Source organism: Streptomyces sp. NPDC029526 (assembly GCF_040637405.1).
Classification (GTDB): Bacteria; Actinomycetota; Actinomycetes; order Streptomycetales; family Streptomycetaceae; genus Streptomyces.
The window spans coordinates 76,650-89,391 of record NZ_JBEZWE010000010.1 but is presented as its reverse complement, the minus strand read 5'-3'; the positions used below and the strand labels follow the sequence as shown (position 1 = coordinate 89,391).

Here is a 12,742-nt window from a genome sequence, read left to right as displayed (position 1 = left end):
AGCCGGCCGTCGGGGCCGTGCCGCCGGGAAGGGAACGGCACGATGACCACGCCGCTGTACCAGCTGAAGGCAGAGTTCTTCAAGACGCTCGGCCATCCCGCCCGTATCCGGGTGCTGGAACTGCTCAGCGAGCGCGAGCACGCGGTCGCCGAGATGCTCCCCGAGGTGCGCATCGAGCCCGCCCACCTCTCCCAGCAGCTGGCGGTGCTGCGGCGGGCGAACCTGGTCGTCGCCCGCAAGGAGGGCTCGACCGTGTACTACTCGCTGACCAGCCCGCACATCGCCGAACTGCTGCGGGTGGCCCGGACCATCCTCTCCGGCGTGCTGGCCGGCCAGGCCGAACTGCTCGCCGACCTGCGCGCCTCGCACGACGAGCCGGGCCGGCTGCCGTAGGGCGGCGCGAGGCGGCCCCGTGGCGCGGGCGCGCTCCGACCGCCGCACCGGACACCCGAGCGCGCGCCGGGCCGCGGTGCCCGGCCCGTCAGCCCGCGGACGGCTCCGGCCCCCGCCGGCAGTGCAGGAAGAGGTGGGGTTCCGGCGCGGCGTCCGGATGCGTCGGCCGGAACATGGCGCTCTGCTCCGACAGCACCGTCAGACCGGCCTCCCGCACCATCGCCACGACGTCCTGGGGGGCGAAGCTGGTGAGCCGCACCTCCTGGCCCATGAAGACGCCCGCGAAGCCCTCGACGTCCAGGGGCACCGTGGCCAGCACCAGCAGCCCGCCCGGACGCAGGGCCCGGGTCAGCCGCCGGACCAGCGCGGCCTGCTCGGCCCGGGACATGAGCAGCAGCGTGAAGTACACGCACACCGCGTCGAAGGACTCCTCCTCCAGCTCCATGGACGTGACGTCGGCGCACCGGAACTCCGCCGCCGGCACCTGGCGGGAGGCCAGCTCCGTCATCACCGGCGACACGTCCACGCCCAGCACCCGGTGCCCCGCCTCGGCCAGCACGGCGGCCGTCGGCCGGCCCGTGCCACTGCCCGCGTCCAGCACCCGGCTGCCCGCCGGGAGCCGTGCCAGCAGCCACTCCAGCGAGGCCCGGTGGGCCGGCGAACCGGCGAACGCCTTCTCGTACTCGTCGCCCAGCGCGTCGAACACCACCGCCGCCGGTGACCTGCGATCCTCGTCGGTCAACACGCACCCCGTCTCCGCTTGCCGATGCCGCGCATGCTGCCATCCGCCACCGGCCCTGACAACGGGACGCCGCCGTACGGCGGCGCCACGGCCCGGCTTGCGCGGGCGGGGGAGGCCACGGCAGGGTCGGGGGCGTGCCCACTCTGCTGATCGTGCATCACACGCCCTCACCCCACTGCCAGGCCATGTTCGAGGCGGTCCTGTCCGGCGCCACCGCCCCGGAGATCGAGGGCGTACGGGTGGTGCGGCGGGCGGCCCTGGCCGCGACCGCCACCGACGTCCTGGAGGCCGACGGCTACCTGCTCGGCACCCCGGCCAACCTCGGTTACATGTCCGGGGCCCTCAAGCACTTCTTCGACCAGATCTACTACCCCTGCCTGGACAGCACCCGGGGACGGCCCTACGGCGCCTTCGTGCACGGCGGCAGCGACGTCACCGGCGCGCTGCGCGCCCTCGACACCGTCACCACGGGGCTGGGCTGGCGCCGCGCCGCCGACCCGGTCACCGTCACGGGCGGCCCGGACAAGGCCGACACCGAGCGCTGCTGGGAACTGGGCGCCACGCTCGCCGCCGGCCTCACCGGCTGACCCCGGCCCACCGGGGCCGGGGTCAGCCGGTGAAGGGCTGCGGTCAGCCGGTGAGGGGTGCGGGTCAGGTGCCGTCGAGGCGCTGCCGGTCCTCGTCGTTCCAGGCACGGGTGTCGCGCGGCTCGGTGTAGGGCTCCTCCTGCGGAGGGTGGCCGCCGGCGATGGCCCGCTGCCGGGCGATCTCCGCGTCGAACTCCAGCCCCAGCAGGATGGCCAGGTTGGTGATCCACAGCCAGATCAGGAAGACGATGACACCGGCCATGGTGCCGTAGGTCTTGTTGTACGAGCCGAAGTTCGCCACGTAGAACGCGAACCCCGCGGACGCCACCAGCCAGATCACCAGGGCCAGGAAGCTGCCCGGTGTGATCCAGCGGAAGCCCTTGACCTTGGCGTTCGGGGTGGCCCAGTACAGCAGGGCGATCATGAAGACCACCAGCAGGACGAGCACCGGCCACTTGGCGATGGACCACACCGTGATCGCCGTGTCCCCGAGCCCGAGGAAGTCGCCCGCCCGGCGCGCCAGCCCGCCGGTGAAGACCACGATCAGCGCGCTGGCCACCGCCAGCACCATCAGCACGACCGTCACCGCGAGCCGTACTGGCAGGACCTTCCAGACCGGCCGGCCCTCCGGGACGTCGTAGACGGCGTTCGCCGCGCGGATGAACGCGGCCACGTAGCCGGACGCCGACCACACGGCCAGCAGCAGACCGATGATCGCCACGAGGGAGCCGGTGCCCGCGTTGCCCTGCAACTGCTCCACGGCCCGGGTGATGATGTCGCGGGCCGGACCCGGTGCGAGGTCCTGGACGTTCTCCAGCACCTTGTCCGTGGTCGACTGCCCGGCCAGACCCAGCAGGGACACCAGGACCAGCAGCGCCGGGAACAGGGCCAGTACGCCGTAGTAGGTCAGCGCGGCGGCCCGGTCGGTGAGCTCGTCGTCCTTGAACTCGCGGAGACTGCCCTTGAGCGCCGCGCCCCACGACTGCTTCGGCAGACCCGTGGGATTGTCCGGTGCCGCCCGCTGCACGTGCTCGTCGGGGCCCGGCCGTGAGCCGGTCGTCGGCCCCGGTTCACCGCGCGCGCCGGACCCGGACTCCGTCCTCCGGCCCGCGTCGTCGTGCGGCTCGATGCCGGCATCCGCCGTCCGGCCCGCGTCGTCGTCCCTGCCGGGCGCGGGAGCCGCCGCGGGTTCCGTGCCGGAACCCGGGCGGACGTCACCGTCCGCGGCCTCGCCCTGGTGCCGGGTGTTCCGCCCCGGTAGATGCAGTTTCATGCACACCGGGTAACCACCGCACCGCCGGTTAAGCCGCCCTCGGAAAGTCACGGAACTCGGTCTTGTGGGAGCGCTCCCATCCGGGCAGGATCACGGGCATGACCTCGCACCCCGTGATCCGCCCGTACCGCCCCGCCGACGGCCCCGCCCTCGACGACATCTGCATCCGCACCGCGCACAACGGTCTCGACAGCCGCCCCCACTACCGGGATCCCGGCATCCTGCCCGCCATCTTCGCGGCCCCCTACGTCCACCTCGAACCGCAGCTCGCCTTCGTCCTGGACGACGGGCGGGGGCAGGCCGTCGGGTACATCCTCGGCACCGCCGACACCCCCCGCTTCGCCGCGGACTTCCGTACCGACTGGCTGCCCCGGGTGGCCGACCGCTACCCCGAACCGGCCGGGGAGCCCGCCACGCCCGACGAGGCGATGGCCCGGCTGCTGCACCGCCCCGAGCGGATGGTCGTCCCCGAACTGGCCCCCTACCCGGCCCACCTGCACATCGACCTGCTGCCCCCGTGGCAGGGGCGCGGCCACGGGCGGGAGTTGATGCGGGTCTTCCTCGACGCCCTGCACGAGGCCGGGGTCCCGGCCGTCCATCTGGTGATGTCGACCGCCAACAAGCCCGCGCGGGCCTTCTACGACCGGATGGGCTTCCACGAGATCGAGACCCCGCTCGACGCGACGGTCGCCTGTCTCGGCCGGACGACCGCCGACGCCGGCCGCCGCTGAGGAATACGCCCGCTCCTCCTGCCGTGCCCCCGCGCGCCGCACGCGCCCCCCGCCGCCGCGCCGACCTGCCCAATTCCCCGTCGAGGAAGGCGAGTCGGGAGGGGCGGGAGGGTGCCTGCGGGGCCCGTCGGGGAGGAGGAGCGGCGAAGAATTCGTGCGGCCCTTGAACACACGGCGGTCCCCCTGCGTATGGGGCGTGGGAATTCCATGCCGACCCCCCGCGACACAAGCGTAGGAGTACTGCCTTGGCACGCAACACACGCAGACGCCCCAAACAGCGCGCGACGCTCGCCGCCTTCGCCCTGATCCTGGGCGGAGGCGGGATGATGGCGGCCAACGTCTACGCTTCCGCGACGGAAGAGGGCGCGGACGCCGCGCAGGTGTTCGCCGGCGCCACGATCGACTGCCCGGACGTGGCCACCGAGCTGACCGACGTCCCCGAAGAGGCCCGGCCGGAGGTGGACAAGGAACTCGCCGCGCTCGACGCGCAGATCGCCGACGCGTACAAGCGGATCGGGGAGTCCGCCGACGCCCTCCGGCAGGACCCGAACTTCGCCGAGAACGCGATCGCGGGCCCGCTCACCGAGAAGCGGTCCGCGACCCTCGCCCGCATCGCCACCGCCATCGACCGCGTCGGTGACCGGCCCGAGGGCCTCGACGAGCTCGCCGCCTGCGCGGTGCGCGAATCGGGCAACGCCCAGCCGGACGCCGGCCAGGAGGGCGGCGGCGACGGCGGCGAGGGCGCGCAGGGCGGTGACGCCGGCGACGGCCAGGACCAGCAGGGCGGCGCACAGGGCCAGGACGGCCAGGGCGGCCAGGACCAGGAAGGCGGGCAGGGCGGCGACGCCGGCAACGGCGGCGAGGCGGGCAACGGGCCCGTGGCGGGCGACTACGTCGACATCAAGAGCATCCAGCCCAACGTGGCCGAGCCGGAAGCGTCCGCGAACGCCTCCCGCGGCACCTTCGTCAGCGAGTGCGGCGTCAACGCCAACGGGCTGTTCAACTCGGACAACGTGATCGCGGCGCCCGGTGTCGCCAACGGTGCCCACCACTTCCACGACTACATCGGCAACCAGGCCACCAACGCCTTCTCCAGCGACGACGACCTGGCGCGCGCCGAGACCAGCTGTGCGGACCAGGGCGACAAGTCGTCGTACTACTGGCCGGTGCTGCGTCTGCAGAACGGCGTCGAGGAGCGCGACGCGAACTCCCCGGGCGGCGGCATCGAGGGCAACGTCGGTGAGATCGTCACGCCCAAGGAGGTGACGCTGAGCTTCGAGGGCAACCCGAAGGGCGAGGTCACCGCGATGCCGCGGTTCCTGCGCATCATCACCGGTGACGCCAAGTCGTTCGTCAACGGCCCCGCCAACGCCAACGCGTCCTGGAGCTGCACGGGCTTCGAGGACCGGCAGCTGACGGACAAGTACCCGCTGTGCCCCGAGGGCAGTGACGTGGTGCGCACGTTCGACTTCCAGAGCTGCTGGGACGGCCGCAACACCGACAGTGCCAACCACCGCACCCACATGGCGTTCGTGGACGAGCAGGGCAACTGCCCGTCCGGCTTCAAGCCCGTGCCCCAGCTGGTGCAGCGCATCGTCTACGACGTCGACGCGCCGAGCCTGGACGACGGCGGCAAGACGGTCCCGCTGTTCGCGGTGGACTCCTTCCCCGAGCAGCTGCACAAGCCGATCACCGACCACGGCGACTTCATCAACGTCTTCGACGAGGACCTGATGAACGAGATGGTCGACTGCATCAACGAGGGCCGTACCTGCGGTGCCGGCGGCAACGGCGGCGGCGACAACGGCGGTGACAACGGAGGCGACGGCAACGGCAACGGCGGCGGTGACGCCGGGAACGGTGGCGACAACGACGCCGAGGACCCGAACCAGGGTGGCGACCAGAACGACGGCGCCGACCAGGGCAACGGTGGCGACCAGAACAACGGTGGCGACCAGGGCAAGGGCGACGACGGCAAGCAGGACGACGGCAAGCAGAACGACGGTAAGCAGGACGACGGCAAGGGCGGCGACCAGGGCGACGGCGGCCAGGAGCCGGCGGCCGGTGACAAGGGTGCCGACAAGGGTGCCGACAAGCCCGCTCAACCCAACGTGAAGGCCTCGTCCCCCGCCGACGACGACCAGGACACCGGCGCCGGCAACCAGGACGCCGGCAAGGACGGCAAGGACGGCAAGGGCGAGGACGGCAAGGACGACGGCGGTCAGCAGGCCCAGGCCGCCCAGGTGCCCGGCACCCTCCCGGAGGTCGAGAGGACGACCGGGGCCCAGGCCCAGGGCGGCAGCCTGGCCGAGACCGGCGCGCAGCTCTGGCCGGCCGCGGTCGGCGGAGTGCTGGTGATCTTCGGCTTCTTCGTCCTGCGGAGCGTGAGGCGCAACGCCTGACCCCTCCGCACGGCAGGTGCACGGCGGCAGGGCCCCCTCGCGGGTCCTGCCGCCTCGTGCTGTCCGGGTGCCCGGTCCGTCGCGGCACCCTCGCCGGACCGCCCCGCCCCGGCGCGGCCGATCGAGTCCGGGCGAGGGCGGTCAGGGCGGTGTCCGCGCCGGTGCCGGCGTGTCCTCGCCCTCCGCGTCGATGTGCGGCATGATCCGGTCGAGCCACCGCGGTGTCCACCAGGCGTGCCGCCCCAGCAGCGTCATCACGGCCGGCACCAGCAGCAGGCGCACCACGGTGGCGTCGATGAGCACACTGACGGCCAGGCCGAGCCCGAGCATCTTGACCACGACGTTGTCGCTGACGACGAACGCCGCGAACACGCTCACCATGATCAGTGCCGCGCAGGTGATGACCCGGGCGGTGATCTCCAGGGCGTGCGCGACGGACGCCTTGGCGTCACCGGTGCGCTGCCACGCCTCGTGGACGCGCGACAGCAGGAAGATCTCGTAGTCCATGCTGAGGCCGAAGATGATCGCGAACATCATCATCGGCACGTAGCTCTCGATCGGCACCGTGCCGGACACCCCGAGCGCGGGCCCGCCCCACCCCCACTGGAAGACGGCGACGACGACACCGTAGGAGGCGGTGATGGACAGGACGTTGAGGACCGCCGCCTTCACGGCCACGAGCAGGCCCCGGAACACGGCTAGGATGATCAGGAAGGCGAGGGCGACGACCACGCCGATGATCAGCGGAAGCCGGTCCGCGACCACGTCGCGGAAGTCGACCTGGGCCGCGGTGGTGCCGGTGACGTAGGTCTCGGCGTCGGTGCCCTGCACGGCCTCCGGCAGCGTGTCGTGCACCAGCCGGTTGGTCAGGTCGGTCGTCGTGGCGCTCTGCGGCGACTCGGCCGAGTACACCGTACCGACCAGGACGTCCCCGTCCTGGGTGGGTGTCAGAGGAGTGACCGCGGCGGCGTCGGCGACCCCGTCCAGCGTCTTCTGGGCCTGCGAGGCGAGGGCGGAGCGGTCGGAGGCGGCGACCGACGTCTGGTCGATGACGACGGTCAGGGGACCGTTGGACCCGGGCCCGAAGGCGTCGGTCATCAGGTCGTAGGCGCGGCGGTCGGTGTCGGACGTGGGGTCGGCCCCGTCACCGATGTGGCCGAGCTGCATCGAGAACACCGGGATCGCCAGCACGGCGATGGTGACCACCCCCGCGGCCAGGAACCACCACGGCCCGCGCTCCACCTGCTGGGCGTACCGGTGCCAGGTGCCGTGGGCCTCGGCCCCCGGCTCCGCGCCCGTCTCGGCCACCGGCCTGCGCACCCGGTACCGGTCGATGCGGGTGCCGATCAGCCCCAGCAGCGCGGGCACCAGGGTCACGGCCCCGACGACGGCCGAGACCACGGTGACGGCCGCGGCCAGTCCCAGCTTGGCGATGAACGAGACACCGGACGCCGACAGTCCGGCCAGCGCGATGATCACGGTGCAGCCGGAGACGAGCACCGCCCGGCCGCTGGTGGCGTTGGCGTGACCCGCGGCCCGCACCGGGTCCGCGCCGTCCATGAGGCTCTGCCGGTGCCGCGTGATCAGGAAGAGCGCGTAGTCGATGCCGACCCCGAGACCGATCATCGTGGCCAGCGTGGGGGAGACGGTGGCGAAGGTGAACGCCGCCGCCAGCAGGCCGAGGATCGCGAGGCCGCCCACCACGCTCACGAGGGCCGTCAGCAGCGGGATGCCGGCCGCGATCACACTGCCGAAGCCCACCAGCAGGACCACGATGGCGACCGCGAAGCCGATCAGCTCGCTCATCCGGTCGTCGGGCGCCGGCCGGGCCAGCTCCCCGAGCGGCCCGCCGTACTCGACCTGCGCTCCGGCCTGCCGCAACGGCTCCACCGCTTGGTCGACGCCGTCGAGGTAGTCGTCCCCGAGGGTCGAGGGCTGCACGTCGAAGCGGACCGTGATGTAACCGGTCCTCCCGTCCGTGGACAGCGGTCCGACGTTCGACTGTTGCTGCTCGTCGGAGGAGGAGGATCCGGTGGCGGACAGCGGATTCTGCGCCGACAGGACGTGCGGCAGCTTCTCCAGCGCGCCGATGGTGGTGGACATCTGCGAGCCCAGGGCGGTCAGCTGCTGCTGCTCGTCGTGCAGCACGATCTGACTGCTGTAGCCCCCGGCCTGCGGATCGTGCTGCTGCAGCACCTCGATGCCCCGCTGGGACTGCGCGTCGGGCAGCGTGAAGTTGTCCGAGTAGGTGCCGCCCACCGCACGGCTGACGACCTGGAGCGCCACCAGGGCCACCAGCCAGGCGATGATCACGATCACGAAGTGGCGGGCACACCACTCGCCCAGCCGCCGCAGCAGCCCCGTCCTCCTCGGTCTCCCCGCCGGCCGCGTCCCCGCGCCCTGCCGCTGTCCCGCCGTGGCGTGCTTCCCCGCCCCCGCCGCGTCGTCCCGTCTGGAAGGCATGGGTCGTCCCCTTTGCCCAGCCGAGCCGTTCTCGGCCCTCATCCCATTACAGGCGGGCGGTCCCGTCCCGGCATCTCGGGGCACCGCCGCGAGATGCCCGGCCGGCGGCCCGTCACGGTCCGGGCGCCCCCGGCGCGCGGAGCAGGAAGGACCCGGCGCGCGGAGCAGGGGGGACCCGGCGCGCGGAGCAGGGGGGACCCGGCGCGCGGAGCAGGAAGGCCGCGGCGCGCGGGCCGTTCCCGGTCCGGACGCCGCATCACGACGGGCCGCCGCCCACCGTGGGCGGTGAGGCCGGGGCCCGCCGTTCCGCTCGTACCCGGGAGATCCGAGGGCCGTCCGGTCCGCTGTCCGCCCGCCCCGCGCGTCTCCGGGGGGCGCCTCCGAGCCGGCCGGGCCGGGGCGCGACGAAGCCGGACCGGGACCCCTTCCGCCACGGGACGCGGTGCGGCGTCGTCCTGGCTTCGTCGGGACGAGCGGCCTCAGGACCCGCCCGTCGCGCCTGTCTCGCCCGTCCCGCCCGTGCCAGGGTCCGCGCCCGTCCGGCCGGACGGCGGTTCACGGGCCTCCCAGCCGAACGCGGTCAGGAGCAGCGCGACGTCGTCCGGGCGGTCCTCGGCCCGGCGGGCGGCCTTGACCAACTGGTCGGCGAGATGGTCCACCGAGTCCGTGCGGGTACGGGCCAGACAGGCGCGGGCCGCCTCGATGCCGGCCTCGATGTCACTGCCCGGCTGCTCCACCAGGCCGTCCGTGTACAGCGCGAGGACGCTGCCCGGCGTCAGGGTCAGCGCGGTGACCGGATACAGGGCGTCCGGCTCGACGCCCAGCATCACCCCGCCCACCAGGTCCAGGGTCTCGGTCCGGCCGTCGGGATGCCGCAGCAGCGGCGGCGGGTGACCGGCCCGCACCGCGAGGGCCCGCCCGCTGCGCGGGTCGAGCTCGATGTAGCAGCAGGTGGCGAAGGCGTCCGACTCCAGTTCGGCGAGCAGCCGGTTGGTGTGGGTGATGACCTCCTGCGGCGGCTGCCCGCTGGTCGCGAAGGCGTGCACCGCGCTGCGCAGCTGGCCCATCACGGCCGCCGCCCCGACACTGTGCCCCTCGACGTCGCCGATGACGAGCGCGACCCCCCGCGCGGTCCGGATCACGTCGTACCAGTCGCCGCCGATGGCCATGCCCTGGGTGCCCGGCAGGTACCGTCCGGTGGTCACCAGCCCCTCGATGGCGGGCAGACGGTGCGGCAGCAGCCCTTCCTGCAGCCCGCGGGCCACGGCCGACTCGGCGTCGTAGAGCCGGGCCCGCTCCAGCGCCTGGGCGGCCAGCCCGCTCAGCGCGGTCAGGGCGGACCGCTCGTCCGGGGTGAAGCGGTGCGGTTCCGACCAGCCGAGGATGCACGAGCCCACGGCGTGACCGGAGGCGATCAGCGGCAGGAACGACCAGGAGTGCATCCGGTCCAGAGCGATCCCCGGGTACGCCTTGCTCAGCGCGTCCGGCGACTCGAAGAAGAGGGGGAACCGCGTCGTCAGCGCGTGCACCCCGGGCAGCTGCGCGTCCAGCGGAACGCCCTCGAACGGGTCGAGGAAGCCCTCCGGGTAACCGGCCTCCCACAGCAGGTGCATGCGCCCGTCACGGACCGTGTAGAGGGCGACCTCCTGGGCGCCGAACGCCGGCAGCAGCTGCTCGGCGATGGCCCGGCACACGTCCCGCACCGTCACCGCCTCGGTGAGCACGCTGGCCATCTGCACCACGTGGTACAGCACGCCCGCACGCGCCGCCACGACCGGCTCCGGCGGCGCCGTGGCGCCCCCGATCAGCGCACCGGCCCGGCCGGGCGTCGTGGGCCGCGGGCTCACGGGCGCGGCGGTGCGGAAGACCCGGCCGGTCAGCCCGTGCACGCCCGGGTACAGGACGAAACCGAGCCAGGTGCCGTGCGGATCGCGCACCAGGTAGGTGACCGGCTCCTGGGACAGCATCGCCGCCCGGTAGCGGTCCTCGTAGGCCGGATCGTGCAGCCAGGTGATGACGTGCCAGGGGTGCTGGCCGAGCAGCTGCTGACGTTCGCACCCCAGCAGTTCCGTGCAGCGGCGGTTGGCGTAGGTGACCCGGCCGTCCTGGTCCAGGGAGAACAGACCGTCGGGCAGGCGCTCGGCGGCCTCGGCGGCGGTGACCCCGCCCTCCGTGTCCACCAGCGCGCCCACCAGCAGCCTCCCGGACACGCCGGCGCGGACCACGTGCCCCCACAGCTCGACGGGCCGGTAGCGCACCTGGCCGTCCTCGTCCTCCTCGGCCACCACCCGGAAGTGCCGGGAACGCACCTGCCCGTGCGTCAGCGCGTCCCGCCGGCCCGCCCGCAGCTCGTACAGGTCGTCCGGGCAGACCTGTGCCTCCACGTCGGCCAGGGTGCCGCCGAAGTCCTCCCGGGTCAGGCCGAGGATGTGCAGGGCATCGTCGTCGGCCGACCACCGGTCGCTGTCCAGGTCCCACTCGACCATGCCGACCTGCACGGTGTGGGCCGGCGGGGTGGGCAGCCGGACGCTCACCGGCTGGTCGTCGTACTCGATGCCGTACGTGACGGCGTCGGCGTCCGCCGGGCCCGGGGGCGGGACCCCGCGCGTGTACCGGGTGAGCCGGCCCTCCATGTCCCGCACGGCGTCCCACAGCACCGGCCCCACGCCGCCCGGGCCCAACGGCTCGCGCACCGAACGCAGCACCACCAGCACGCCCACGGTCTCGCCGTCGACCCGCACCGGCCACTGGGCGGAGGCGAACGCGTACGGCAGCGCGGCCGTGAACTGGGGGAAGCGGAGCATGGTCACCCGCTCGTCCGCCAGCCACAGGGCCTCGCCCGTGCGGTAGCACTCCGACACCGGCAGCGCGCCGCCCACCGGGACGCGCCACCACGTCTTCAGCAAGGACCGGGGGACACCGGTGACCACCGACAGCACCAGCGAACGCCGGTCGCGGGAGCGCAGGTACACCAGACCGCCGTAGCTCCCGGTCTCCCGGACGGCCGCGACCAGCGGCTCCGCGAGCGCGTCCTCCAGCCGGTCCGGCGGGGCCTCGGCCCCATGGTCCGCCGCGCCGTTTCCGCGCGCGCCGGACCGACCGTCGTCCGGTACGGCGGCTGGCTCTGGCATCTCGCGTCCTCCCCGGTGCGGACGCACGGGAACATCGTTCGCTCTCCAGGATGTGCCATGCCGGGCGGCGGGGCGCGGCGGATGCGCGCACCGGGGCCCCGGCGCGTCGCTCGTACCCCGGGCCGGTCGGCGACAAGGTCGCCCGGACGCCGGGGGGCGGGCGGCGACGAGGTCGCCCGGTGCGGGCCGGTCTCCCGCGTCCCGGCCCGTCCAGCTCCTCGCGGAACGCCGGGCGGAACACGGGGGTGCGGGCCGCACACCGAAGCTGAGCCGCAGGGCAACCATCGGGTGAACCCGGTTGTCTCACCCGATATCAGCAACAGGCCACCTCGGGGGGCGAAGATGCTTCGAACCGGAACAACCCGCACCGCCATCGTCTGCGCGACGCTCGCACTCATCGGCACCGCACTGGGCACCGCCGCGGTCCCGGCCGCCGCGACCACCCGGACCGCCGTGTCGGCGGCCACCGCCTGCCCCACCGGCTGGGGCAGCCTGCCCGAGACCGGCACGCCCGCCACCGCCACGCCGGTGCGGGACATCCGCACCGGACGGCACGACTGCTACGACCGCATGGTCGTGGACGTCCCGGGCGCCGGGGACGTGGGCTACTCCGTCCGCTACGTCGACCGTCTCCACCAGGACGGCTCCGGACGCCCCGTCCCGGTCGCGGGCGGAGCCGTCCTGGAGATCCGGGTGACCGCGCCCGCCTACGATCCCGAGACCGGCCGGGCCACCTACCCGGCGCGCGCCGGGCACGCCCTGCCCGGAGTGGACCTCACCGGGTACCGCACCTTCCGGGACGCCCGATTCGCCGGCAGCTTCGAGGGCGACACGCAGGTCGGACTGGGCGTCCGGGCGCGGCTGCCGTTCCGGGTGCTGCAACTCCAGGACCGCGTCGTGATCGACGTGGCGCACAACTGGACGGGCGCCCGCTAGAGGTCCTGTCGTCGCATCCCTCCCGTCCGCCCGACGCCCGACGCCCGACGCCCGACGCACGGCAGACGGCAGACGGGAAGGTGA

Annotated in this window: 9 protein-coding genes; 5 read left to right on the top strand and 4 right to left on the bottom strand. The window is 73.6% G+C overall.

Annotation, left to right across the window (positions count from 1 at the left end; genetic code table 11):
- The first annotated feature begins 42 nt into the window (after window positions 1-42).
- Complete coding sequence (locus tag AB0F01_RS21305) at window positions 43-393, top strand: metalloregulator ArsR/SmtB family transcription factor (protein WP_362097906.1); 351 nt, start codon at window positions 43-45, stop codon at window positions 391-393.
- An 88-nt stretch (window positions 394-481) separates the two neighbouring features.
- Here AB0F01_RS21305 and AB0F01_RS21300 read toward each other — a convergent pair whose 3' ends face one another.
- A complete protein-coding gene (locus AB0F01_RS21300; RefSeq protein WP_362097904.1) occupies window positions 482-1,135 on the bottom strand; it encodes a class I SAM-dependent methyltransferase in 654 nt (217 codons plus the stop codon).
- Between the two features lie 134 nt (window positions 1,136-1,269).
- Here AB0F01_RS21300 and AB0F01_RS21295 point away from each other — a divergent pair, with 134 nt between their 5' ends.
- The gene (locus AB0F01_RS21295) at window positions 1,270-1,722 is read left to right on the top strand and encodes an NAD(P)H-dependent oxidoreductase (RefSeq protein ID WP_362097902.1); all 453 of its coding nucleotides are present in this window, start codon (window positions 1,270-1,272) and stop codon (window positions 1,720-1,722) included.
- Between the two features lie 64 nt (window positions 1,723-1,786).
- Here AB0F01_RS21295 and AB0F01_RS21290 read toward each other — a convergent pair whose 3' ends face one another.
- The gene (locus tag AB0F01_RS21290; RefSeq protein WP_362097899.1) at window positions 1,787-2,995 is read right to left on the bottom strand and encodes a YihY/virulence factor BrkB family protein; all 1,209 of its coding nucleotides are present in this window, start codon (window positions 2,993-2,995) and stop codon (window positions 1,787-1,789) included.
- A 98-nt stretch (window positions 2,996-3,093) separates the two neighbouring features.
- Here AB0F01_RS21290 and AB0F01_RS21285 point away from each other — a divergent pair, with 98 nt between their 5' ends.
- Both AB0F01_RS21285 and AB0F01_RS21280 read left to right on the top strand, forming a co-directional pair.
- Window positions 3,094-3,726, top strand: a complete 633-nt coding sequence (locus tag AB0F01_RS21285) for a GNAT family N-acetyltransferase (protein WP_362097896.1) — start codon at window positions 3,094-3,096, stop codon at window positions 3,724-3,726.
- A 326-nt stretch (window positions 3,727-4,052) separates the two neighbouring features.
- Entirely contained in the window at window positions 4,053-6,128 is a 2,076-nt protein-coding gene (locus tag AB0F01_RS21280) for a DUF1996 domain-containing protein (RefSeq protein WP_362098200.1), read from the top strand.
- A gap of 141 nt (window positions 6,129-6,269) precedes the next feature.
- On the opposite strand, the gene AB0F01_RS21275 is transcribed toward AB0F01_RS21280, so the two are convergent.
- Both AB0F01_RS21275 and AB0F01_RS21270 read right to left on the bottom strand, forming a co-directional pair.
- The gene (locus AB0F01_RS21275; RefSeq protein ID WP_362097893.1) at window positions 6,270-8,591 is read right to left on the bottom strand and encodes an MMPL family transporter; all 2,322 of its coding nucleotides are present in this window, start codon (window positions 8,589-8,591) and stop codon (window positions 6,270-6,272) included.
- Window positions 8,592-9,070: 479 nt separating this feature from the next.
- Window positions 9,071-11,722 (bottom strand): SpoIIE family protein phosphatase, encoded by a 2,652-nt coding sequence (locus tag AB0F01_RS21270; RefSeq protein WP_362097890.1) that lies wholly within the window; start codon window positions 11,720-11,722, stop codon window positions 9,071-9,073.
- Between the two features lie 342 nt (window positions 11,723-12,064).
- Between AB0F01_RS21270 and AB0F01_RS21265 the strand changes: the two genes are divergently transcribed.
- The gene (locus AB0F01_RS21265) at window positions 12,065-12,658 is read left to right on the top strand and encodes a hypothetical protein (protein WP_362097887.1); all 594 of its coding nucleotides are present in this window, start codon (window positions 12,065-12,067) and stop codon (window positions 12,656-12,658) included.
- The last annotated feature ends 84 nt before the right edge of the window (window positions 12,659-12,742 follow it).

Coding starts and splice junctions, on each gene's coding strand:
- AB0F01_RS21290 (WP_362097899.1), bottom strand. CDS start 2,995: ATGAAACTGCATCTACCGGGGCGGAACACCCGGCACCAGGGCGAGGCC.
- AB0F01_RS21285 (WP_362097896.1), top strand. CDS start 3,094: ATGACCTCGCACCCCGTGATCCGCCCGTACCGCCCCGCCGACGGCCCC.
- AB0F01_RS21265 (WP_362097887.1), top strand. CDS start 12,065: ATGCTTCGAACCGGAACAACCCGCACCGCCATCGTCTGCGCGACGCTC.
- AB0F01_RS21305 (WP_362097906.1), top strand. CDS start 43: ATGACCACGCCGCTGTACCAGCTGAAGGCAGAGTTCTTCAAGACGCTC.
- AB0F01_RS21270 (WP_362097890.1), bottom strand. CDS start 11,722: ATGCCAGAGCCAGCCGCCGTACCGGACGACGGTCGGTCCGGCGCGCGC.
- AB0F01_RS21275 (WP_362097893.1), bottom strand. CDS start 8,591: ATGCCTTCCAGACGGGACGACGCGGCGGGGGCGGGGAAGCACGCCACG.
- AB0F01_RS21280 (WP_362098200.1), top strand. CDS start 4,053: ATGGCGGCCAACGTCTACGCTTCCGCGACGGAAGAGGGCGCGGACGCC.